Consider the following 21,814-nt stretch of genomic DNA (forward strand, 5'->3'; position numbering starts at 1 on the left):
AATTGGTGCAATATTATTTTGATGTCAACTATATCACTCTTCGCATCAGTGCTCGGCCCTAACAGGCTGCGGATAATTCATCCCTTGAATGGAATCTAGCATGACCACAGGAAAAGACGAAAGTAGCTCTTCATTGATGAAGATGGTGGAGGCCATCGCCATCAGCCCGCAAGATGCCCGTGAACTGGTCGCCCAGTACGAACGGCAGGCACGGGACTCCGCCCCGTCCGCAACGGAAGAAAAGATCAAGGACGCAGTCGTCGATAAAGTCATTAGCCGCTATTCAAAGTTGGCTGCGACGTCTGGCGCAGCCACTGCCCTTCCGGGGGTAATTCCCGGTATCGGCACTGTGGTGAGCGTTGTGGGTGGAGGACTGGCGGATATCTCGGTGTGCATGAAGCTGCAGATCGACATGACCATGTGCCTAGCGGTAGCTATTAACGGTAAGATGTCCAACGAAGATGCCAAGCACATGTCCTACATCATCGCGCTATACGGCTCTCTGGAGCAGATGGGGTCTGCCGGCGCCACTAAAATCGCCAGCAAGGCCGGTGTGCGCATGTTGCAGCAGTATTTGAAGGGCCCTACGCTTCAGATCATCAAGGAATTGTTCGCGAAGATCGGCATTTCGTTCACTCAGAAAGCTGCGGCCAAAGTGATTCCGTTCGGAATCGGGGCTATCATTGGAGGAACGGCTAATTACGCGCTGACTACTTATGTTGGAAGAACCGCTAGCGACACTTTCCGTCTAAATCTGAAAGAAGAGGAGATCACGGATTAACTACGAGCGCTAACATGGCAGCCAGGAGGTTTACCCAGGGCTATTCAACGTTGGTCAGATGCGTCATATGCCAGGATATAATCGAGGTTGAGGCTCCCCGCCCAGAGGGCCTGCGCAACGTTGGTAATGCCGTTTTTGCGAAGGAAGTTGAGGGCGAAACTACGGGCACGGGCCATGATGCCCAGGTCGTCGCGGATGCGGCTTGCACCCTCGCCGCAGGTGACATCGCGGACCCAATGGTTGCGGTTCTCGATCCCCCAATGCTCGTGGATGGCGATGGCCCAGGTGGAGGCCGGAAGGTCGGCGGCGGGGAAGACCTCGACGGTGCGATCCTTCTGACGGGATCGGCCGTTTCCGCGCGAGAATGTCGTGTCGACGGTGGGCGCAGTGGCCGCAATAGCCGAGGCCGCGTCAAACAGGGGGGAATTGGTTGATCTTCGCCTGGACCAGCAGATGATTGCCCGCCTGCCGTGCGATCTCGAAGGTTTTTTGACAGTGCAGGGCGTCCAGGGTGAACAGCCGTCCGGTGAGATCCAGCGGGGCGATCATCTCTTGGGTGGCGACAGGGATGATTTTTTGGGGTCTTACGTTTTCCTTCTCCGTCCCAGGTTTCGGGGGGGGCTTCAATTCTCCCAAGAAAAACACTTTTGGGTTTTTGATGGCCAACCTCTACCCCGCCAGGGAAATCGGTGCTTCGGCCTCCACGCTGGCCAAGCCCTGGGGAGCGGGAACGCAGCATACCCGGTTGCGGCCAGCCGCCTTGGCTTGGTACAGGCCGTGGTCGGCGCGCTTCAGCGCCGTGTCAAAAGGCTCTCCGGCGACCAGAATCGTCAGTCCCAGGCTGATGGTGATCGCTGGCCCCTCGCCCCGGCTCTCGGCCACGGCGCGGCGGACGCGCTCGGCGATCACGGCCGCCGCCACCAGATCGCAGCCCGGCAGGGTGATGGCGAATTCCTCGCCGCCCATGCGCCCGAAAATATCGATATCGCGCAGGACCTCGCGAACGTTCCGCGCCAGATCGACCAGCGCCGCATCGCCGGCGGCATGACCCTGACTATCGTTGACCTGCTTGAAATGATCGACATCGAACATCATCAGCGCCGTCGGCCGCCCCAGCCGCCCGGCCAGTTTCCAGGCCTCCTGGCTTGCCGTCAGGAAGTGCCGGCGGTTGGCCAGACCGGTCATCTGGTCCGTATCGGCCAGCCGTCGCAAGGCGGCGTCGGTATCCTCCTTGACCAACAGAAGAAAGCCAAAGCCGTTGGTGATCATGAAGGCATAGGCCAAACCATAGACCACCAGATGGGTCGGCGAATTGGCGAAGGGCGACAGCGGCCCGGCGAGCAGGCTGCCCACCGCCCGCCCCACGGCCGCCAAGCCCAGAAGGGCATTGCTGGAGATCAACAAGGTCTTGACCGGCGAGGGCGGGCGCTTGGCCCGCAGCAAGAACCAGCAGTTTAGAAAGCCCAGACTGGCGAGCATCGCCGAGGACAGGAAAAACAGATGATTGCGGGGCGCATCGGGCGGGGTGATCCCCGCCGCGCCATTGAACAGCACCAGATAGCCGACGATCAGCAAGGGCAGCAAGGCATCGGCATTGGGGCGCTTGGCATAGGCGCGATAGGCGGCGACCTCCAGGCCATAGCCGATGAAGATCAGCGAGTTGCCGCCGAAGATGCTCAAACTCAGTCCGACCTCGCCGCGCAGCGTGACAAGAAGGGTGCCGATCCCCTTCAAAACCTGGGCGGCGATCCACAGCCGCATCACCCGATGATCGGCGGCGGGCTGGCGGTAGGCGGCCATGGTCAGACCAAACAGCAGATTGCCCAGTCCAAGCACCAGCATCATCGTCGTCGTATCGATCACGCCGGGCCCCTTATGCTAGCGCTTTATCCTTCTTCAAACGGCCGCCCCCGCGCCCGTCAAACGGAAAAGCTCTCGCCGCAGCCGCAGCGCGCCTTCTCGTTGGGATTGGCAAACGAGAAGGTGGCGCTCAGCTTGTCTTGTTTAAAGTCCATCTGGCTGCCGATCAGGAACATCACGGCGTTGGACTCCAGAAAGACCGTCGCCCCATCCTGGCTGACCACCTCTTCGAAGGGGCGCGGTCCATCCTCGGCGTAGTCGATCTTATAGGAAAGCCCCGAACAACCCTTGGTCGAGACTCCGACCCGCAGACCGGCGACCGGCTTGTCGGCGCGCGCCATCAGGGCCTTGATGCGGGCCACGGCGGCCTCGGTCAAGGTGATCGGCGGGGGAAGAGCCATGGGGGACCTCCTGGCGGCTAAGCCTTGGATTAAAACATATCGAGGGCGACGCGGGCGACCTCGGACATACGCTCGGGCGTCCACGGCGGTTCCCAGGTCAAATTGACCTCGACCCGGCCGATCCCTTCAAGGGTGGCGACCTTTTCCGCGGTTTCTCCGGGAAGGGTCCCCGCCACCGGACAGGCCGGGGCGGTCAGGGTCATCAGGATCTTGCAGTCGCCGTGGTCATCGATCTCGATCTCATAGATAAGACCGAGGTCGTAGATATTCACCGGGATCTCGGGATCATAGATCTCTTGGAGTGAGTCGATCACGGCATCACGGCTCGCCGGGGTCATCCCCTCGACCAGGGGGGATCCGGCATGCGCGATGGCCCCCTCCTCGGGGGGATCCATCATGGCGGCCGGCATGGCATAGGGAGGCATCATGTCAGGGCTCTTTTCCTAAGGTCGGATAGACGAAAACCAAACCACGCGCCCGGTCAGGCGAAGAAGGCGCGAACCTTCTCCAGCGCCTTGACGAAGGCGTCGACATCGGCGCGGGTGTTGTACAGGGCGAAAGAGGCCCGCGCCGTCGCGCTGACGCCCAGACGCGCCATCAGCGGCTGGGCGCAATGATGGCCGACCCGGATGCACACGCCCGAGCGATCGAGCAGGGTCGCCATATCGTGGGGATGGGCGCAATCCATGGTGAACGAGATCACCGCTGCCTTGCGGGTCGAGGTGCCATGGATGGTCAGCCCGGGAAGGACCGTCATCTTCTGGGTGGCATAGTTCAGCAGATCGGCCTCGTGGCGGGCGATGCGCGCAAGGCCGATGGCCGAGACATAGTCGATGGCGCTGGCCAGCCCGACCGCCTGGACGATCGGCGGCGTTCCCGCCTCGAATTTGGCCGGCGGCTCGGCCCAGACCGAGTGCTCAAAGCTCACGCTGGCGATCATGTCGCCGCCGCCGCGGAAGGGCGGCATGGCCTCGAGCAACTCGTGCTTGGCGTAGAGCACGCCGATGCCGGTCGGGCCATACAGCTTGTGGCCGGAAAAGGCATAGAAATCGACATCGAGCGCCTGAACGTCGACGGCGGTGTGAACGACGGCCTGACAGCCGTCAAGCAGCACCCGGGCGCCAACGCCATGGGCCATCTTGATGATGGTCTCGACCGGCAAGATGGTGCCCAGAACATTCGAGGTATGGGCCATCGCCACCAGCTTGGTGCGCGGGCCAAGCAGCGTTTCCAGGGCGCCAAGATCAAGGTCGCCGGCATCGGTGATCGGGCAGACCTTCAACACGATGCCGCGCTCGTCGCGCAGGATCTGCCAGGGCACGATGTTGGAATGGTGCTCAAGGGCGCTGATGATGATCTCATCGCCGGCCTGGAGCAGACCCCGGCCGAAGCTATAGGCGACCAGATTGATGGCGTCGGTCGCCCCCATGGTGAAGACCACCTCCTCCGACCGGGCGGCGTTGATGAAGCCGCGCACGGTCTGGCGGGCTTCCTCGTAGCGCGTGGTCGACCGCTCCGACAGCCAATAGGCGCCGCGATGGACGTTGGCGTATTCGCCCTCATACATCAAACGCATGGCATCGATCACGGCGCGCGGCTTCTGGGCCGAGGCGCCGCTATCGAGATAGATCAGCGGCTGCCCATGGACCTGGGTGCCGAAGATTGGAAAATCGGCGCGGATCGCCTCCACGTCATAAGGGCTGTCGTCGCCTGGGTGCGGCTCGCGCGCCGCCGTGCTGCTCGCCATCATCGCGTTCCCCCTACTCGCTCCACACCGCGCCGTCACGGGCGCGCTGCCAATCGCGCACCTTGGCGATCATCGCCGCGCGCACCGGCAGATCGCCGACTTCGCCGACGACGTCTTCCAGAAAGGCTTCCACCAGCAGGGCGCGGGCGGTCGCCTCGTCCAGGCCTCGCGCCTGAAGATAGAAAAGCTGGTCGGCGTCCATTTCGCCGGCGGTGGCGCCGTGGCCACAGACCACGTCGTCGGCATAGATCTCAAGCTCGGGCTTGGTATCGACCTCGGCGCCGCGCGACAGCAACAAGGCCTTGTGCAATTGCTGGCCATCGGTCTTCTGGGCGCCGCGCCGCACCAGGATCTTGCCCTGGAACACCGCCTTGCCGGTCTCGTCGAGCACGCCCTTGAACAACTGGCGCGAGGTGGCGCCCGGTTGGGCATGGTCAATCAGCACCGTATTGTCGAGATGCTGGCCGGCGCGCACCGCATAACCGCCGCTGACCCGAGCCTGCCCCTCTTCGCCGGCCAGGGTGACGCGGATTTCATTGCGGGTCAGCCGGCCGCCCAGTTCCAGGGTGAAACTTTCATAACCGGCCCGCACCCCGACCTCGACCAGGGTGGTGCCAACCAGATAGCCATCGGCGGCGCCGTCGATCAGGCGGTAATGGGACAACTGGGCGCCCTCGCCCAACGAGATCTCGCTGACCCCATTGGAAAAGGCCGGATGATCGGGCAGGCCGACATGGCTTTCGGCCAGAACCAGACGGGCGCGGGCGCCGACCACCACCAGCAGGCGCGGATAGAACACCATTGGGCCGTCAAGCGCCGCCGAAACGGCGATCACATGCAGCGGCCGCTCGATCACCGCATCCTCGGCGACCTCGATCACCATGCCATCGGCGATCATGCCAGTGTTGAGCGCGGCCAGCGGCAGATCGTCAAGGGCCGCGCCCTTGCCCAGCAGCGGTTCGATCCGCGCCGGATCCTCGGCCAGCAGCGCGGCAAGGCCGCTGACCCGCAGCCCGGCCGGAAGATCCCCCGCGTCCGAGAGCGTCCGATCAAGCCGGCCGTTGACGAAGACCAGCTTGTGGGCGTCAAGCGCCAGAACGCGATCAAGCGGCAGACGCCCGGGATCCAGGGTCACCGGCGCCGGCTCGGGCTTGAAGGCGATCTTGGTCAGCCCACCCAGATTGGTGTACTTCCAGGCCTCCACCCGCGGCGTGGGCAGCCCCTGGCGCCGGTAGATGTCCAGACCGGCCTGACGCAGATCGTCAAGCCAGCCGGGTTTCCCGTCGCCATCCCCCCCGTCCGCGTAAGACGCGGGCGCCAGGGTATCGAGGAAGGGCTGGGTTTGGGGCAATGTCATCGGTGCGCGTCCTTGGGTCTTGGCGGTCTGGGGCGGGAGCACGGTCCCCCTCAGGCGGCCCGGGCGACGAATTCGGCGTAACCCTTTTCCTCAAGTTCCAGGGCGAGGTCCTTGCCCCCGGACTTGACGATCTTGCCATCGGCCAGGACGTGGACGAAATCGGGCACGATGTAATCAAGAAGCCGCTGGTAATGGGTGATGCACAAGATGGCGCGATCGGGCGAGCGCATGTCGTTCACCCCCTGGGCGGCGATGCGCAGGGCGTCGATGTCGAGCCCTGAATCCATCTCGTCCAGGATCATCAACGTCGGTTCGAGCATCGCCATTTGCAAAATCTCGGCCCGCTTCTTCTCGCCGCCCGAGAAACCGACATTGACCGGACGCTTCATCATGTCGTCGGCGATGCCCAGCAGCTTGGTCTTGGATTTCATCAGCTTGAGGAAGTCCATCGCATCGATGTCCTCCTGGCCGAAATACTTGCGTCGGGCGTTGATCGCGGTCTTGAGGAAGGTGGTGAAGCCGACCCCGGGGATCTCCACCGGATATTGGAAGGCCAGGAAGATCCCTTCGCAGGCGCGCTCATGGGGTTCCAGGGCGCAAAGATCGCGGCCCTGATAAATCAGGCTGCCCGCCGTCATCTCATACCCGGGCTTGCCAGTGATGACGCTGGAAAGCGTGCTCTTGCCCGCGCCATTGGGGCCCATGATGGCATGAACCTCGCCGGGATTGATGGTCAGCGACAGCCCCTTCAGGATCTCCCGATAGGCGCCCTCGCCCCGACCGGAGGCTTCGTCCTCGACCCGGGCATGAAGGTCCTTGATTTCCAGCAGCGCCATGGCGCGGTCCTTTTCGGTCTTCGACAGTGTCATCATCGGGGTGGGCGATCGGCGCGGCGGCGCTTAGCCGACGCTGCCTTCAAGGCTGATGCTCACCAGCTTCTGGGCCTCGACGGCGAATTCCATCGGCAGGGTCTGCAGCACCTCCTTGCAGAAGCCGTTGACGATCAGCGCCACGGCGTCTTCCTCGGCGATGCCGCGCTGCAGACAATAGAAAAGCTGGTCGTCGCCGATGCGGCTGGTCGTCGCCTCGTGCTCGACCTTGGCCGTCGGATTGCGGCTTTCGATATAGGGCACCGTATGGGCGCCGCAGCGATCGCCGATCAGCAGGCTGTCGCATTGGGTGAAATTGCGCGCCCCTTCCGCCTTGGGCAGCATACGCACCAACCCGCGATAGGTCTGGTCGGAACGGCCGGCGGCGATGCCTTTGGAGATGATCCGCGAGCGGGTGTTGCGGCCGATATGGATCATCTTGGTGCCGGTATCGGCCTGCTGGGCATTGTTGGTGATGGCGACCGAATAGAACTCGCCCATCGAATTATCGCCCTGCAGGATGCAGCTTGGATATTTCCAGGTCACCGCCGAACCGGTCTCCACCTGGGTCCACGAGATCTTCGAATTCTTGCCCCGGCAGGCGCCGCGCTTGGTGACGAAATTGAAGATGCCGCCCTTGCCGTTCTTATCGCCGGGATACCAGTTCTGCACCGTCGAATATTTGATCTGGGCGTCATCGAGGGCGACCAGTTCGACGACGGCGGCATGAAGCTGGTTCTCATCGCGCTGCGGGGCGGTGCAGCCTTCCAGATAGGACACATAGGCCCCGTCGTCGCAAACGATCAGCGTGCGCTCGAACTGTCCGGTATTGCGCTCGTTGATGCGGAAGTAGGTCGACAGCTCCATCGGGCAGCGCAGGCCCTTGGGAACATAGACGAACGAGCCATCGGTGAAGACCGCGCAGTTCAGGGTGGCGAAATAATTGTCCGAATAGGGCACCACCGAGCCAAGGTATTTGCGCACCAATTCGGGGTGCTCGCGGATGGCTTCCGAAATCGAGCAGAAGATCACCCCCATCTGCCCGAGCTTCTTCTTATAGGTGGTGGCCACGGAAACGCTGTCGAACACCGCGTCAACCGCCACCACCCCGGCCAGCAGCTCCTGCTCCTTCAGCGGAATGCCCAGCTTGGCATAGGTTTCAAGCAGTTCGGGATCGACCTCGTCGAGGCTTTTGGGCCCCTCGCTCAGCTTGGGGGCGGCGTAGTAATGGACATCCTGGTAATCGATCGGCGGATAGCTGACCTTGGCCCAATCGGGTTCGGTCAGGGTCAGCCAATGGCGAAAGGCCTTCAGCCGCCACTCCAGCATCCACTCCGGTTCGCCTTTCTTGGCCGAAATCAGCCGGACGATATCCTCGTTCAGCCCCTTGGGCGCGATATCGACCGCGATGTCGGTGACGAAGCCGTATTTATAGGCCTCGGTGGCCTCGCGGACCGTATCAACCGTATTCTGTGTGGCTACCATGGCTGTTTCTTTCACAGATCGGACGTCAAAGGGAGCGGGTCCGGGGACCGTCAGGACAGGCTGCGGGCCAGCGCCGCCCGGCGCTCGGCCAAGGGAAGACCGAAGGCCTCGATCGGTCCGCTGGCCATTTCCGCCAGACTGACCGTGCGCAAGGCCTCTTCAACCCGCTTGTTGACCCGATTCCAGTGACCATGCATCGGGCAGAGGGTTTCCAATCCGCAGGCGTCATCGGTGGTTTCGACGCAGGCCGTCAAAGCTACCGGCCCCTCCAGCGCCTGGATCATGTCGGCCACCGTGATCTCGCAGGCCGGGCGGGCAAGGCCATAGCCCCCCGTCGCCCCGCGCTGGGAGATCACCAGATTGCCGCGCACCAAGGCCTTCATCACCTTGGCGACCGTCGGCAACGGCACGCCGGTATCGCAAGCGATTTGCTGGGCCGCCCTGACCTTGTCGGTCCGGGCCATGTCGACCAAAAGGACGACGGCGTAATCGGTGAGCTTGTTAATGCGGAACATGCCCGGGCGGACCCCTCGGCTATCAGGACTAAATTGGTACTCTTTGGATAAGATCCCCGCGCCGGGATTTCAAGCATTTAATGGCGGATCCGCCCCCAATGTCGCCTCTCGCGCCCAAAATTTTTCTTTCCCGGGCCGATCGGCGGGCCGGGGCGGTGGCGGAAGGACGACTCCGGCAACGGGAGATTTCCCATCTGGGGGCACGGATCGCGTGTCGCGGTCATGGCGCGGCGCTTTTCCCCTTGCCGGAATCCGCCAAAGCGACGAAATCGCGAAAAGCGCGAGAAAAGCTTGGTTCGCCCTTGCCGCGCCCCCCCTTCCATCGGCATCATGGCCCCAGCCGACTATAAGGATATTTGCGGCGGGAGCATGCAAGCATGAAGGAAGAGTTGCAAAAGCGCATTCAGGAGCGCGCCTACGATCTATGGCGCGACGACGGCCAACCCCATGGCAAGGCTCAGGAATACTGGCTGCGGGCCGAGGCTCAGATTTTGGCCGAACTGGCGGGCGGCGACAACGAAGAGCCGGCCGCGCCCCTTGCGCCGACGACCCCCACCCCCCTCGTTTCCGCTCCGGAGACCTCGATTCCCGTCGAGGTCATCCCCGGAGCCAGCGTTGCCGAGCCGCCCGGGAGTCCGGCCGCGGTCGAAGACAAGCCGACGGCCGTGAAGCCCGCCAAGGCATCCAGGGCCGCAAAGACCACCTCTGCGAAAGATCCGGCGGCGCCCAAGCCGCCGCGCAAGACCTCCTCCAAGACCAAGGCGGCGCCCAAGCCGGAGAAGTAGCGGCATCCTTTCCCCCCGCGCCCCGGTGATGGCGGCGCGGGTTCGGGAACGATGGGGAACCTGTCCCCCCTTCCGCGCGTTGGGTCGATACACCGTGGACACATCCTGATACCCCAAGCGGGAGTCCCAATGGACCCGAAAGCTTATTCCGAAGCCGTGGCCGCCCTTGTCGGGGCCCGCCACAGCAATCCCTTCGCCTTCCTCGGCCCCCATGAGGGCCGGGCCGAAGGGGGACGCGGCGGCTTCTGCATCCGCTGTTTCCGCCCCAAGGCGACGGCGGTCTCGTTGATCTCGGCCGCTGATGACACGGTTCTTGGACGGATGAAGCGCCTTCATCCCGACGGACTGTTCGGCATCGACCTGCCGGAGGCTCCCGGAGCTCTGGCCTATCGTCTGCGCGTCAGCGAAGGCGACGAGGATCGCGATATCGAAGATCCCTATCGCTTCGGACCGGTTCTTGGCGAACTCGACCGCCATCTTCTGGGCGAGGGCACCCACCTCGACATCTATCGCAAGATGGGCGCCCATCCGATGACCCGCGACGGCGTTCGCGGCACCGGCTTCGCGCTCTGGGCGCCCAATGCCACCCGGGTCAGCGTCATCGGCGATTTCAACGGCTGGGATGGCCGGCTTCACCCGATGCGCGCCCATCCGGGCAGCGGGGTGTGGGATATCTTTCTGCCCGGCGTGGTCGAAGGCCATCTCTATAAGTACGAATTGCTGGGCCCCGACGGCTCCTTGCTGCCGGCCAAGGCCGATCCTTACGCCTTCCAGGCGGAAAAGCCGCCCCATACCGCTTCGGTGGTGCGCGGCCTGGGAACCTATGCGTGGAACGACGGTCGCTGGATGAGCGAGCGGGCCGACCGCGTCGCCACGAGCGCGCCGGTGTCGATCTACGAAGTTCACCTCGGCTCGTGGCGCCATGGCGGCGGCGACCGGTCGCTGAGCTACCGGGAAATGGCCGAGCAGCTGATCCCCTATGTCAAGGAGATGGGGTTCACCCATATCGAACTGCTGCCGGTCAGCGAGTTCCCCTTCGATGGCTCCTGGGGCTATCAGCCGATCGGCCTGTTCGCGCCGACCAGCCGCTTTGGCGAACCCGATGATTTCCGCCATTTCGTCGACCGCTGCCATCAGGAAGGCGTCGGCGTCATCCTGGATTGGGTGGCCGGCCACTTCCCCGAAGACGCCCACGGCCTGTCGTGGTTCGATGGCACCCATCTTTATGAGCATTCCGACCCGCGCCAGGGCCGGCATATGGATTGGGGCACCTATATCTTCAATTACGGCCGCAACGAGGTTCGCAACTTCCTGCTGGCCAACGCCCTGTTCTGGCTTGAGCAATTCCACATCGACGGCCTGCGCGTCGATGCCGTCGCCTCGATGCTCTATCTTGATTATTCGCGCAAGGCCGGCGAATGGGTCCCCAATAAGTTCGGCGGCCGCGAAAACCTGGAAGCCATCGATTTCCTGCGCCGAATGAACGAGCTGGTCTATGGCCGCTTCCCCGGCGCCGTCACCATCGCCGAGGAAAGCACCGCTTGGCCGATGGTCAGCCGTCCCGTTCATCTGGGCGGTCTGGGCTTTGGCTATAAGTGGAACATGGGCTGGATGAACGACACGCTCAGCTACATGTCGCAAGATCCGATCTATCGCCGTTTCCATCAGCATGATCTGAGCTTCGGCCTGCTCTACGCCTTCACCGAGAACTTCGTTCTGCCGCTTTCCCACGACGAGGTCGTCCACGGCAAGCGCTCGATCCTCGGACGGATGCCCGGCGACGCGTGGCAACAGTTCGCCAATCTGCGGGCCTATTACGGCTTCATGTGGACCCATCCGGGCAAGAAACTGCTGTTCATGGGCTGCGAATTCGCCCAGGGGCGCGAGTGGAACCACAACGCCAGTCTCGATTGGCATCTGCTCGATATCGACTGGCATAAGGGCGTTCAGGCGCTGGTGCGCGATCTCAACGGGCTGTATGCCGGGGTGCCCGCCCTCCACGACCGCGATACCGAAGGCTACGGGTTCTCCTGGATCGACTGCACCGATGCCGATCAATCGGTTCTGGCCTTCCTGCGCTTTGGCGAAACGGCCGAGGACGTGGTGATGGTGGTTTGCAATTTCACCCCCAACCCGCGCCATGGCTATCGCCTGGGCGCGCCGATCGCCGGCCGCTGGCGCGAGATCTTCAATACCGACAGCGCCCATTACGGCGGCTCCAATATGGGAAATTCGGTGGTGGAGACCGAGGAGACCAAAAGCCACGGTCACGCCCAGTCGGTGGTGCTAACCCTGCCGCCGCTGGCGACCATCGTGCTTCGCCCCGATGGTCCCATCACCCGCATCGCCTGACCCGACGATGAGTATCCGCGCCCGGCTGGACGCCGGCGAGCCATGGCCCCTGGGCGCCATGGCTCGCGAGGGCGGCGTCAATATCGCCGTCTTTTCCGAGGCGGCGACGCAAATCGATCTTTGCCTGTTCGACGGCGACCAGGAAACCCGCCTGCCTTTGCCCGCGCGCACCGGCGACATCTGGCATGGCTTCCTGCCCGGTGGCGGGCCGGGCTTGCGCTATGGCCTGCGCGCCCACGGCCCCTATGATCCGGGCCGGGGTCAGCGCTTCAATCCCCACAAGCTGCTGATCGATCCCGCCGCCCGCCGCCTGGACGGACCGGTGGTCTGGGACAAGGCGCTTTTTGGCTTCGATCCCGACCATCCGGAACGCGATCTGTCGTTTTCCATCCGCGACAGCGCGGCCTTCGTGCCCAAGGCGGTGGTCGAGGCCGACCCCGCCACGCGCGCCTTGCGGTCCCCCCCCGATCCCGGCCGCCTGCTGATCTATGAGGCCCATGTCAAAGGCCTGACCCGCACCCATCCCCAGGTCGCCCCGGAGGCGCGCGGCACCTTTGATGGCGTCGCCGGATCGGCGGTGATCGCCCATCTCAAGCACATGGGCGTCACCGCCCTGGAACTGCTGCCGGTCTGGGCCTTCGCCGACGAACCCCACCTGCCGCCGCTCGGGCTGACCAACTATTGGGGCTATAACCCGGTCTGCCTGACCGCCCCCCACGCCGCCTATGGCCCGCCCGACTCCTTCCGGCGCATGATCGATTGCCTCCATGGCGCCGATATCGCCGTGATCCTCGATGTCGTTCTCAACCATTCGGGCGAGGGCGACGAATACGGACCGACGCTCAGCTTCCGTGGTCTCGACAACGCCGCCTATTACCGCCTCGATCCCACCGATCCCCGGCGCTACCTCAACGACAGCGCCTGCGGCAACACCCTGCGCATGGAGCATCCCCAGGTCTTGCGGCTGGCGATGGACGCCTTGCGCTATTGGGTGGGGGTGATGGGGGTGGATGGCTTCCGCTTCGATCTCGCCGTCACTCCGGCCCGCCACAAGGGGGCTTTCGATCCCAGCGGTCCCTTCCTCAGCGCCATCGCCCAGGATCCGCTGCTCTCGCGCGCCCTGGTGATCGCCGAGCCCTGGGATGTCGGCCCCGGTGGCTATCAGGCCGGCCGTTTCCCCAAGTCCTGGATGGAATGGAACGATCTGGCCCGCGACGGCTTGCGCCGCTTCTGGCTGGCCAATGGCCGATCGGGGGATCTGGCCGCGGTGCTGGCCGGCTGCGCCGCGCGCTATGCCCCCTCGGGTCGCGGTCCAAGGGCCGGGGTTTCCTATATCAGCGCCCACGACGGCTTCACCCTGGCCGATATGGTCAGCTATGGCCATCGCCACAACAACGCCAATGGCGAGAGCAACCGCGACGGATCGGCGATCGAGCTTTCGGCCAATCACGGGGTCGAAGGCCCGACCAACGATTTGGCCATCCGCTCGTTACGCGATCGCCAACGGCGCAATCTGCTGGCCTGCCTGCTGTTGTCGCTGGGCGTGCCGATGATCCGCGGCGGCGATGAACTGGGCCAAACCCAGCAGGGCAACAACAACGTCTATTGTCAGGATAACCCGCTCAATTGGCTTGATTGGGGCGGCGCCGATGCGAATTTCGCCGCCTTCGCCGCCCGCGCCGGCGCCCTGCGGGCAAGACTGCCCCAATTGGGCCGGGCGAGTTTTCTCAACGGCTTCCCCGACGCCAAGGGGAAACGCGACGTGGTCTGGCTGCGCCCCGATGGCGGCGAAATGAGCCCCGCCGATTGGGACGCCCTGCCCCGCTTGCTGGCCATGCGGCTGACCGGCGCCGAGAAGGCTTCCGACCTGCTGGTGCTGATCAATGGCCAGCCCCACGAGCAATCCTTCCGCCTGCCCCCCGGTCCGGCCTGGACGATCGCCCTGCGCAGCGCCGGCGACGACGCGCCCGCCGCCGCCGGGTCCAGTCTGGTGGTGCCGGAAATGTCGCTGGTCGCCCTCACCAGTTAAAAAGGCTCGCCGATCAGCCCATGGCCCTGGAGCAGCAAGCGCAGGGTTTCCAGGCGGGTCGCCAGTTCCTTGATGTTGCGGTCATGGGCGGCCAGGGCGGTCCCCAGGGCGGCGCCAACCGCCGCGTCCGAATAGTGATCGCCGGTGGACAGGCTGAAAGGGGCGTCGCGCAACACCCCCGTCGCCGTCTGCCCCAGGCCGCTGGTCTCCAGGGCGGCCAAAGGCGCCGGAACATCGATGCGTCTGACCTGGGCGACGATCCATTTACCGCCGCCCAGGCTGACGAACTGGGCGATGCGCCCCTCGAGGATCATCCGGGTCGATCCGGCGTAATCCAGGCCACCGGCGGCGCTAACGCTTACCCGCGCGCCGACGGACGGCCCGGCGGCGATCCACAGGCCATCGCCGGCGGGAATGGCGGCGGCCGCCGGAGGCAGCGTGACCTGGGCGCCGTTGGCGGCGACGATCAGCGTTCCCATATCGGCGGCGATGACGGCGATCGCCCCTGAAAGCGCCAGCGCCGTCCGCCACGGACGGATGCGGACGGGGGTGCCGGCCAGCGGCTGCCGACTGGCGATCAGCCACACCCCCGCCCCCTGATGGACCAACCAAGCCCGCTCGTTGGTGAACTCGATCTGGGTATAGGGCGGCTCGATGGCGCCGGCCACCGCCTTGGCGGTCACGCTGCCGGTGGCCGGCGCCTCCAGCCACAGGGACTCGCCGGCGACGAAGCCGCTGGCCGGCAGGCGCAGCACCGTGCCGGCCTGGGCCTTGAGCAGGCAGCCAAGATCGGCCGGGGTCAGCGTGCGGGTTCCCGAGATCGCCACCTGGGCCCGCCACGCCCCGCCGGCCGCCGGCCCCGGCACCCCCGCCGCTCCGGCTTCGCCGGCCGGCACGATCACCGGATCGGCCAGCACCCCCTCGCCGGCCAGCGCTTCCTGAATTACCTCAAGCGTCCATAGGCCGGCGCCGGCGCCATAGGCGCGGATGGTCCCGGCCAGCCAGCGCCCGCCGTCGCCCTGGCTGAAGGCCTTGACCCGCATCCCCGGGGTGAAGGCCAGCCCGCCCGACACCTCGAAAACCGCCACCCCGCCCAAGCTTAAGATCGGGGTCGAGGGGCTGTCGGTCATGGTCCCGGCCAGGGCCATCCAGCGGCCGGCGCGCAGATCGCCCCACCACGTCGCCGCCACATGGCCGACCACGCAGAAAAAACTGCCCCCCATCCGCGCGACCACATCGCCGCGCGCATAGGCCGCCCCCGTCGCCCAGGCGCCGCGCGGCTCGGTGTCGGGGGCGGGCAGATCGAAGCCGTCGCTGGTGCCGTCGCTATAGGTCAGGGTCAGGCGATAGCCCTGTTGCGACAGGCTGGCGATGCCACGCCCGGGGGCGCCGCCGGCGCTTTCCACCGCCAAGCGCAGGTTGTGGAAATTGCGGTCGACCTCGGCGGCGGTCAGGGGCGCGCCCTTGCCCGCGCCCCATTGGGCATCCGGGGTGCGATAGGTGATGCTGACCATCGGTGGCTCCTTGCGGTCCGGGCGAATCGCCCGAACTCGTCGGTCCGGACGGATCGCCCGAACTCATCTGGTGAAGACAAGGCTCATGCGGCGGCCGGCGCCGTCGCGGAACGACACGCGCACGGCGCGCTCGACATCGACCCAGGCGCCCGAGCCATCGCTGGCGGTGACGCGTTCCATGCGGGTTTCCCGCGCCACCTCGGTCCAGATCTTTTCCGGGCTGGCGGCGGGCGTCGATGGATCGCGCAAGACCCGCTTCACCGGCACCAGGGCGCCGGCGCAAAAGCCGCCGGCATCGGCATTGACGGCGGCGGTGCGTTCGGGCTCGGCCGCCGGCGGGCGCGGCGGCTCCTGAAGGGCGCGGAGCAGACGGGTCAGGGTATCGGACATGGCGATCAGGCCTCCCGAAGGGCGCAGGGCTCGAAGCGGGCAAGCGTCGCCTCGCTGGCCGGCGGCGGGGCGGCGCCGGCTGGACCATCAAACCGCCAGTCCACGAAATCGCGGCTGATCGCCCCCTTCAGACCGCCGGCGCCATCGCTCAGCGTCAGCAGCCACTCGGCCGGGGTGTCGGACTGGTCCGGGGCGCCCAGGCAATAGGCGGCAAGCACGGCATGGCCGGCCGGGGCGGCGAAAAAGGCGGGCGCCGGCGCGGTCTGCGCGCCGATAACCAACACGCCGTCGGCGCCTGGGGCGAGCAGCGGCGCCTGGGGCGTGCCGCCCCGGCAGCGCCGCGCCGTCATCACCAGCCGGTCGCCCGGCCACAAGCCGCCCAAACCGGTGGTCGGATCGGTGGGCGCGGCCTCGCCGCCGGCGCGGATCATCACCCCTCGCGGCTGCCCAAGGCCATCGACCATCGCCACCGACCCGGTCTCGGCCACCTCGACGGCGGCCTCGCCGGGGACCATGCGGAACAGCCGATGGCTCTCGCCCTGGGCCGTGGCGCGGCTGGCGGCGATCCAGAAGGCGCCGCCCCAGGCGCAGACCGCCGTCGTCCTCCAAAAGACCGGGCCATCGCCAACCGGCGCCCCGCCCTCGACCAGCCGCCGGCTTTGCCACAGATCGGCGGTTTCCACCGCCAGCGGCGCCCGCCCCAGGTGATCGGGCAAGCCGGCGCTTTGGCAGCCGACCAGGATGCGTCCGTCAAGAACGGCGGTGCCGGCCAGGGCGGTCATCGTCGCCAGGGCGATGGCGCTTTGTGGATCATCGACCTGCCCGACCACGGACAGCGCGACCGGCTGGGCGCCCTGGCGCGCGGCGACCAGATACTGTTCAGGCAGGGCACCCCGGGCACCGGTGATCAGCCACAGGTCGCCGCCAAGCCGATGCAGGCGGGCCATCAGCGGAACGGGCAGATTGGCGCTGCGCCACGCCGGCGACAGTTGGGCAAGACCGGCGGGCTGGCCAAACAGCGCCATGCTCCCCCCGTCCTCGCCGAGAAGCAAACCAACCACCCCCTCCCCGTCGGCGGTCAGATCGGCCAGACCCTCCAGAACGGCCAGCGGCGCCCCCCGGCGATCGAACAGATGAAGCTGAACCCGGTCGCGCCCGCCTTCCAAAACCCGGTGGCGAAAGACCAGCAGCCCGGGTGGCCGGCCGAAGGACATGTCGCGCAGGATCGAAAAGGGATCAAGGCACAGGGGCTTACCCATGACCGCCGTCCCGCAGATCGATGGTCGGCGGCAAGCCGAAGCGCCCGGCGGCCTGCACGGTGATCGTCTGGTGAATCTGATCGTCGGCGGCCAGCGGCCGCAGGGCCAGACAGACATCGGTGGGAACGTCAAACAGCAGGCGCTTGGGGCTGATCGCCCCCTGGCGATGGGTCCACAGATAGGCGTCCTGCTCGCCAGCCAGATTGCGCAGGCACAGGCCGCTGACCAGATCGGCCGCCCCCCAGGCGAAAGCCCCGGCCAGACGGTCGGTCGGCTGGTCGGCGGCGTAATCGAAAATCGCCACGTCCAGGCCATCCCCCTCGTCGCCGCGCACCACCCCTCCGGTGGTCAGCGTGAAATCTTCGGCGTAATCCTCGGCATAGGTCGCCCGCCCCGGATCGGCGGGGGCCATCGACCCGCCGCCACCGACCGAACAGGCGATCTCGACCTCGACCCAGCAGCCGCGCCCCTGCCAAACAAACCGGTAGTCAACCACCTTGCCACTCGCCCGGCCGCCGGGCAGCGTCGCCGCGACCAGGCTCAGCGTCGTATCGAGATCGATGGCCAGCGCGCGCGCCGACCAGCCAGGCAAGCGGGCGCGCAAGCTGACGCAGCGTTGGGCGAAGGCCAGCCGCACCGCCATCACCCGCAGCATATGGGCGACCGCCCGCCGGCCGCGCGGCGTATGGAAAAAGCTGGCATGGAGCGGATCGCCGATGGCCGTTTCCGCCCCGCCCGCCGACAAGCCGGTCGGCGGGATCTCGGCGCTTGGGCCGCCACCCTTGGGCCGCGACAGGGCGAGCAGGCTCGCGCAATCGCAAGGCGCGGGGTCGGCGGCCGGCACCTGCGTTTCGGCGCCGACATCGCGCAGGCCAAAGCTCAGGCGCTCGCCCTCGCCAGCGCCCGGCCAGTCAACCGCCAGATGGCTTTCCAGCCGACAGCTCAGGCTTTGCCGACGGCTTTGGCGGATCTCCCAGCGCGCCGTCAGCACCGGCCAATAGGCGCGCTTGGCAAAGCAGATCCAGCCCGCGCCCGCGCCCATCGGAAACAGGCTCGAGCGTGCCGCCGTTGGGCCGAAGCCCACGCCCTGCCCCCCGGCCAGTCCGGTCCCCGCCCCGACCACCACGGTGGTGCCCTCATCGGACAGCAGCACGCGCTCCTCGTCGCCGAGCGAGTCTTCCATCGCCGGCAACTCACAGGCCACCAGGGCCGAGGTCACCGCCTTATAGCCGCTGGCCCCGCCCAGGCCGGCGCCGGGCTTGGGCCAGCCATCGGCGAAATCCTCGGGCCGCGACAAGGTGACCAAAGGACCGCCGGCCTCGCGGGCGATCAGGGCGCCGAGATCGACCGTGCCGCCGCCGCGCTGCAGCCAGCGCGCATCGACCACCCCCTCCACCCAGGCCGGCGGCGACCGCTGGGGCCGGCGCAGGTCAAGCGAGCCCTCGGCGATGTCGCCCGGGCCGAAGCTCAGGCTTTTGCCGCCCCATAGGCCGTGGGAAACGCCGACCGCGCCATCAAGGCGGTCAACGATCAGCCGGGCGAACCAGCCATCGAGGATCTCCTCGGGTTCGTCCTCGCGGCCCTCATTGATGAACAGGGCGTCATAGCCCGGGGCGCGTTTGTAAGGGGCGAGGGCGGCGGCGATGCGGGCGGTGGCGTCGCCGGTCCGCGCGTCGAACAACAGGGTCAAAAACGCTCCGGCGGCACCATCGGGCACCTCGGCCAAAACGCCGCGGAACAGCCCGACGACGGCACCGCCGTCCAGTCTGGCGGACATCACCGCATGGCGCTGGCCTTGCGGTCCGCCCAGCCGCCGCCGACCGCGCGCCACGCTGACCCGGGCGCGCGGCGCCTCGCCTTCAACGGCGCGGATTTCCAAAGCCAAGATCGCCTCGTCGGCGCGGGCATGGACCAGGGGATCGAAGCCCTCGTCGGCGGCGACCCAGGCGAAATACAGGCGCGGCGCCATCGTTCAAACCTCCTCGAGCAACAGGCGCCAGGGGTGGCGCCCCTCCCATTCCAGCAGGCCCAGCGACCAGTCGCGCACCATCATCGTCAGGATCGGGCGGACCATCACGCAGACCGCGCCGGCATGGGGGGCGAGGCGCAGGCTCATCCCGTCGCTTTCGACCACACGGTAATCGGCGCCCTCGCCGTCAAAGGCGGCGACATCGCCGGCGACAAAGGGGCGTTCGGCGGTCCAGGCGTCGATCCCCGGCGCCAGCACCGCCCCCAGGCGGGCGGCGCAGGTCACCCTCAGTTCGATCCCCGGCCACAGGCTGGCGAAGGCGGGCGGGCGAACGTCGCTTGCCGAAAGGGCAAGCGCGTATTTCGTTCCGGGCAGGGCGGCGAAGCGGGCCGTTCCCTCTTGATCGCGCCAGAATTCGCCGCGCGGCAGCGGCGTCAGCACATGATGGGTGCCGCGCGCGCTCCATTTCTGCAACAGCGCCGGACCGTCGATTTCCAGGCCGCTGTCGGGCGGCGGGGGCGAAGGGGTCATCGCACCCCCCTTTGCGGCGGCGCCAGCAGGAACCGCCCGGCCTCGTCCAGGTTTTCGCTCCAGTTGGCGCTCCAGCTTGCGCCCCCCGGCCGAACCACCGCCGACCCGGCCGCAGGGGCAGAAGCCGAGCGGACAGTCATTTGGACAAGCGCGCCGACCGGATCGGCGCTCGACTCATCATCGGCGGGCATTCTCACCTCCAGGCCAAAGCGTGATAGGGCAGATCCAGGCTCACCGTCCAAAAGGCGCCCGCGCCCTGGCCGCCGCCGCGCAGCAGAACGCCGGTCGCCACCACGGCGGTAGCGGCGCCCATCTGCCGCCCCGACAGCCCGGCATCAAACGCCTCGGTCGCCGCCTCGGCCGCCGTGGCCCCCTGGCCCAGCGGCAGATGCAGGCAAAGCCGCAGGGTTCCCGTCTCTTCGCGGGTGGTGGCGTCCCCCGCCGCCGTCATCGGGGCGAAGCGCGCCAGGACGAAGGGCCGCCCCGGCGGCGGCCGGGCCTCGCGGTTCTCAAAGACCACCGGCAGCGGCGAGACCGCCCGCAGGCGCGCTTCCAGCAGGGCGCGAAGGACGGTCATGGGCTTTCCTCCGGCCCTTCGGGGCGCAGGTCCGCGCGAAACACCAGCCCCAGCCCGACCGAGCGATCCTCGGCGGTGATCAGCCGATAGCGTTCACCGGCCACCTCCAGGTGATCATTGGCGCGCGGCGGCGGCGCCTGCCCGGGGGCGATCAGCGCCGGGCGATCGCCGGGCAACCGCAGCGGATCGTTGGCCGAAGCCGATGCCGAAGCCGCGCCGCCGATCGACAGCAGCACGACGCGCACCGACCACCGGGCGCCGCCGTCGCCCTCGTCATCGGGAAAGGCGGGGCTGGCGGTCAGAACCGCCGGGATCACCGCCGATCCGGCGCTGACCAGCACCTTGTCGACCATCGCGGCGAAACGGGCCTGGGCGGCAAGCATGGTGCTCATCCCCGGGCCACCCGGGCCGTGCCGTCGCGCAGCAGCGGCGCGAGCAGGGCCTCGACCACCGGCGGGGTCGTCGGCGCCGGGCTATTCACGGCATAGGCGGTGCGCGTGGTCAGGGTATCGACCCGCACCAGTTCCTCGGCGATGCGCCCCGCCGTCGGCGGATCGGGGGCGAGCGGTCCGGCCAGGGCGCGGGCGGCCAGTTCGCAGGCGGCCATCGCCACCTCGCGCGGCACCCGGTCGCTCTCGATCGGCGCGCCCGAGCGATCGAAAGCCTCCCGGCGTGGCCAGCACAGCCCCTGGGTCCGGCCTTTAAGCCGCCGGCCGGCGAAGCGCGCCCCGTAAACCCTGTCCACATAGCCGGCGGCCTCGCGCAGGGCGCCTTCGCGGTCGCCGGCTTCCGCCCCCGCCCAGGCGGTCGCCAGAGCGGCATGGGGCCGGGCGGCCCAATAGGCGTCCGCTTCGATCAGGGCGATGAAACTATCGGCATCGGGCCGGCCGCCGCCGTCTTCAACGATCAGGCTCATGGCGCGGTCTCCTCGGGCGCAGGGGACAAGACCAGGGACAGCGGCGGGGCGAGCAGGGTTAGGCGCAGGGCCACCCCCAGCCAACTCCCCGCTGCCAAAGCGCAAGGGCCGGCCCGGGGGGCGAGCAGGGCTTGGGCGGCCCAAACCAGCTCCGGCCCGCCGCCGGGCGCCACCCGCACCTCGGCCCGGCCACGCAGCACAGGGCCGAGGGAGGCCAGACGCACGATCAAGGGGGTCCAGGCCCGGGCGGTGAACAGCAGATCCAGGCGATCGCCCAGCACATCCTCGCGGATTGGCGCCAAAGAGCCATCGGACCGCGCCTGCCACCGGGTCAGCGTCGTCAGTCCGCGCTCGAAGCGGGCCTCGCTCAGCGGCCCCAGATCGGCCAGATCCTGGTCGAGCTCGGCGAAGCGCACCCGGGGAGAGGCCCCGGCAAGCATCCGCCGGGGCCAGGGGGAGGAGGAGGCGGTCATCGCC

General features: G+C 67.0%; 22 protein-coding genes. 4 read left to right on the forward strand and 18 right to left on the reverse strand.

The window, feature by feature from the left end:
* Positions 1-100 precede the first annotated feature (100 nt).
* Entirely contained in the window at positions 101-781 is a 681-nt protein-coding gene (locus RRU_RS13255) for an EcsC family protein (RefSeq protein ID WP_042440164.1), read from the forward strand.
* 411 nt (positions 782-1,192) lie between these two features.
* Here RRU_RS13255 and RRU_RS13260 read toward each other — a convergent pair whose 3' ends face one another.
* Genes RRU_RS13260 through RRU_RS13300 form a run of 9 tightly spaced genes read right to left on the reverse strand, consistent with a single transcriptional unit; the run spans position 1,193 to position 9,015 of the window.
* Positions 1,193-1,447, reverse strand: a complete 255-nt coding sequence (locus tag RRU_RS13260) for a hypothetical protein (RefSeq protein WP_011390316.1) — start codon at positions 1,445-1,447, stop codon at positions 1,193-1,195.
* Positions 1,448-1,450: 3 nt separating this feature from the next.
* Positions 1,451-2,644, reverse strand: coding sequence for a GGDEF domain-containing protein (locus RRU_RS13265; protein ID WP_011390317.1), 1,194 nt, complete (start codon positions 2,642-2,644; stop codon positions 1,451-1,453).
* A 56-nt stretch (positions 2,645-2,700) separates the two neighbouring features.
* Complete coding sequence (locus tag RRU_RS13270; protein ID WP_011390318.1) at positions 2,701-3,042, reverse strand: HesB/IscA family protein; 342 nt, start codon at positions 3,040-3,042, stop codon at positions 2,701-2,703.
* A 29-nt stretch (positions 3,043-3,071) separates the two neighbouring features.
* Positions 3,072-3,470 (reverse strand): SUF system Fe-S cluster assembly protein, encoded by a 399-nt coding sequence (locus tag RRU_RS13275; RefSeq protein WP_011390319.1) that lies wholly within the window; start codon positions 3,468-3,470, stop codon positions 3,072-3,074.
* 53 nt (positions 3,471-3,523) lie between these two features.
* The gene (locus RRU_RS13280) at positions 3,524-4,792 is read right to left on the reverse strand and encodes an aminotransferase class V-fold PLP-dependent enzyme (RefSeq protein WP_011390320.1); all 1,269 of its coding nucleotides are present in this window, start codon (positions 4,790-4,792) and stop codon (positions 3,524-3,526) included.
* A 10-nt stretch (positions 4,793-4,802) separates the two neighbouring features.
* Positions 4,803-6,146: a Fe-S cluster assembly protein SufD gene (gene sufD / locus RRU_RS13285; protein ID WP_011390321.1), complete on the reverse strand. Its 1,344-nt coding sequence runs from the start codon at positions 6,144-6,146 to the stop codon at positions 4,803-4,805.
* A gap of 50 nt (positions 6,147-6,196) precedes the next feature.
* Positions 6,197-7,018, reverse strand: coding sequence for a Fe-S cluster assembly ATPase SufC (gene sufC, locus RRU_RS13290; RefSeq protein ID WP_011390322.1), 822 nt, complete (start codon positions 7,016-7,018; stop codon positions 6,197-6,199).
* Between the two features lie 27 nt (positions 7,019-7,045).
* Entirely contained in the window at positions 7,046-8,500 is a 1,455-nt protein-coding gene (sufB, locus tag RRU_RS13295) for a Fe-S cluster assembly protein SufB (RefSeq protein ID WP_011390323.1), read from the reverse strand.
* 50 nt (positions 8,501-8,550) lie between these two features.
* Positions 8,551-9,015 carry an SUF system Fe-S cluster assembly regulator gene (locus RRU_RS13300; protein ID WP_011390324.1) on the reverse strand — a complete coding sequence of 155 codons (465 nt, stop codon included), beginning with the start codon at positions 9,013-9,015 and terminating at the stop codon, positions 8,551-8,553.
* A 377-nt stretch (positions 9,016-9,392) separates the two neighbouring features.
* On the opposite strand from RRU_RS13300, the gene RRU_RS13305 reads away from it, so the two are divergent.
* The 3 genes from RRU_RS13305 (at position 9,393) to glgX (ending at position 14,181) form a co-directional block, all read left to right on the forward strand.
* Positions 9,393-9,800, forward strand: a complete 408-nt coding sequence (locus tag RRU_RS13305) for a DUF2934 domain-containing protein (RefSeq protein WP_011390325.1) — start codon at positions 9,393-9,395, stop codon at positions 9,798-9,800.
* Positions 9,801-9,929: 129 nt separating this feature from the next.
* A complete protein-coding gene (gene glgB, locus RRU_RS13310; RefSeq protein ID WP_011390326.1) occupies positions 9,930-12,152 on the forward strand; it encodes a 1,4-alpha-glucan branching protein GlgB in 2,223 nt (740 codons plus the stop codon).
* A 7-nt stretch (positions 12,153-12,159) separates the two neighbouring features.
* On the forward strand, positions 12,160-14,181 hold the full coding sequence (gene glgX / locus RRU_RS13315) for a glycogen debranching protein GlgX (protein WP_011390327.1): 2,022 nt from the start codon (positions 12,160-12,162) through the stop codon (positions 14,179-14,181).
* Here the strand turns inward: glgX and RRU_RS13320 are convergent.
* From RRU_RS13320 to RRU_RS13360, 9 genes are all read right to left on the reverse strand, one after another.
* The gene (locus tag RRU_RS13320) at positions 14,178-15,695 is read right to left on the reverse strand and encodes a hypothetical protein (protein ID WP_011390328.1); all 1,518 of its coding nucleotides are present in this window, start codon (positions 15,693-15,695) and stop codon (positions 14,178-14,180) included. The genes glgX and RRU_RS13320 overlap by 4 nt on opposite strands.
* Before the next feature lie 63 nt (positions 15,696-15,758).
* Positions 15,759-16,085, reverse strand: a complete 327-nt coding sequence (locus RRU_RS13325) for a hypothetical protein (RefSeq protein ID WP_011390329.1) — start codon at positions 16,083-16,085, stop codon at positions 15,759-15,761.
* Positions 16,086-16,090: 5 nt separating this feature from the next.
* Entirely contained in the window at positions 16,091-17,344 is a 1,254-nt protein-coding gene (locus tag RRU_RS13330; protein WP_011390330.1) for a hypothetical protein, read from the reverse strand.
* A complete protein-coding gene (locus tag RRU_RS13335; protein ID WP_011390331.1) occupies positions 17,337-19,313 on the reverse strand; it encodes a hypothetical protein in 1,977 nt (658 codons plus the stop codon). Before RRU_RS13335 ends, RRU_RS13330 begins: the two co-directional genes overlap by 8 nt.
* A gap of 3 nt (positions 19,314-19,316) precedes the next feature.
* Complete coding sequence (locus RRU_RS13340; protein ID WP_011390332.1) at positions 19,317-19,844, reverse strand: hypothetical protein; 528 nt, start codon at positions 19,842-19,844, stop codon at positions 19,317-19,319.
* Positions 19,845-20,037: 193 nt separating this feature from the next.
* Entirely contained in the window at positions 20,038-20,421 is a 384-nt protein-coding gene (locus RRU_RS13345; RefSeq protein WP_011390333.1) for a phage tail terminator-like protein, read from the reverse strand.
* Entirely contained in the window at positions 20,418-20,813 is a 396-nt protein-coding gene (locus RRU_RS13350) for a hypothetical protein (RefSeq protein ID WP_011390334.1), read from the reverse strand. The genes RRU_RS13345 and RRU_RS13350 overlap by 4 nt, the downstream gene beginning before the upstream one ends.
* Positions 20,810-21,337, reverse strand: coding sequence for a DnaT-like ssDNA-binding protein (locus RRU_RS13355; RefSeq protein ID WP_011390335.1), 528 nt, complete (start codon positions 21,335-21,337; stop codon positions 20,810-20,812). The genes RRU_RS13350 and RRU_RS13355 overlap by 4 nt, the downstream gene beginning before the upstream one ends.
* Complete coding sequence (locus RRU_RS13360; RefSeq protein WP_011390336.1) at positions 21,334-21,810, reverse strand: hypothetical protein; 477 nt, start codon at positions 21,808-21,810, stop codon at positions 21,334-21,336. Before RRU_RS13360 ends, RRU_RS13355 begins: the two co-directional genes overlap by 4 nt.
* Positions 21,811-21,814: the final 4 nt, after the last annotated feature.

This window comes from Rhodospirillum rubrum ATCC 11170, from assembly GCF_000013085.1.
In the GTDB taxonomy this organism is placed as follows: Bacteria; Pseudomonadota; Alphaproteobacteria; order Rhodospirillales; family Rhodospirillaceae; genus Rhodospirillum; species Rhodospirillum rubrum.

What these genes read in the sequence shown, in the direction of transcription:
- RRU_RS13255 (WP_042440164.1), top strand. Translation starts at nt 101, where the DNA reads ATGACCACAGGAAAAGACGAAAGTAGCTCTTCATTGATGAAGATGGTG.
- RRU_RS13270 (WP_011390318.1), bottom strand. Translation starts at nt 3,042, where the DNA reads ATGGCTCTTCCCCCGCCGATCACCTTGACCGAGGCCGCCGTGGCCCGC.
- RRU_RS13275 (WP_011390319.1), bottom strand. Translation starts at nt 3,470, where the DNA reads ATGATGCCTCCCTATGCCATGCCGGCCGCCATGATGGATCCCCCCGAG.
- RRU_RS13280 (WP_011390320.1), bottom strand. Translation starts at nt 4,792, where the DNA reads ATGATGGCGAGCAGCACGGCGGCGCGCGAGCCGCACCCAGGCGACGAC.
- sufD (WP_011390321.1), bottom strand. Translation starts at nt 6,146, where the DNA reads ATGACATTGCCCCAAACCCAGCCCTTCCTCGATACCCTGGCGCCCGCG.
- sufC (WP_011390322.1), bottom strand. Translation starts at nt 7,018, where the DNA reads ATGATGACACTGTCGAAGACCGAAAAGGACCGCGCCATGGCGCTGCTG.
- sufB (WP_011390323.1), bottom strand. Translation starts at nt 8,500, where the DNA reads ATGGTAGCCACACAGAATACGGTTGATACGGTCCGCGAGGCCACCGAG.
- RRU_RS13300 (WP_011390324.1), bottom strand. Translation starts at nt 9,015, where the DNA reads ATGTTCCGCATTAACAAGCTCACCGATTACGCCGTCGTCCTTTTGGTC.
- RRU_RS13305 (WP_011390325.1), top strand. Translation starts at nt 9,393, where the DNA reads ATGAAGGAAGAGTTGCAAAAGCGCATTCAGGAGCGCGCCTACGATCTA.
- glgB (WP_011390326.1), top strand. Translation starts at nt 9,930, where the DNA reads ATGGACCCGAAAGCTTATTCCGAAGCCGTGGCCGCCCTTGTCGGGGCC.
- glgX (WP_011390327.1), top strand. Translation starts at nt 12,160, where the DNA reads ATGAGTATCCGCGCCCGGCTGGACGCCGGCGAGCCATGGCCCCTGGGC.
- RRU_RS13320 (WP_011390328.1), bottom strand. Translation starts at nt 15,695, where the DNA reads ATGGTCAGCATCACCTATCGCACCCCGGATGCCCAATGGGGCGCGGGC.
- RRU_RS13325 (WP_011390329.1), bottom strand. Translation starts at nt 16,085, where the DNA reads ATGTCCGATACCCTGACCCGTCTGCTCCGCGCCCTTCAGGAGCCGCCG.
- RRU_RS13330 (WP_011390330.1), bottom strand. Translation starts at nt 17,344, where the DNA reads ATGGGTAAGCCCCTGTGCCTTGATCCCTTTTCGATCCTGCGCGACATG.
- RRU_RS13335 (WP_011390331.1), bottom strand. Translation starts at nt 19,313, where the DNA reads ATGGCGCCGCGCCTGTATTTCGCCTGGGTCGCCGCCGACGAGGGCTTC.
- RRU_RS13340 (WP_011390332.1), bottom strand. Translation starts at nt 19,844, where the DNA reads ATGACCCCTTCGCCCCCGCCGCCCGACAGCGGCCTGGAAATCGACGGT.
- RRU_RS13345 (WP_011390333.1), bottom strand. Translation starts at nt 20,421, where the DNA reads ATGACCGTCCTTCGCGCCCTGCTGGAAGCGCGCCTGCGGGCGGTCTCG.
- RRU_RS13350 (WP_011390334.1), bottom strand. Translation starts at nt 20,813, where the DNA reads ATGAGCACCATGCTTGCCGCCCAGGCCCGTTTCGCCGCGATGGTCGAC.
- RRU_RS13355 (WP_011390335.1), bottom strand. Translation starts at nt 21,337, where the DNA reads ATGAGCCTGATCGTTGAAGACGGCGGCGGCCGGCCCGATGCCGATAGT.
- RRU_RS13360 (WP_011390336.1), bottom strand. Translation starts at nt 21,810, where the DNA reads ATGACCGCCTCCTCCTCCCCCTGGCCCCGGCGGATGCTTGCCGGGGCC.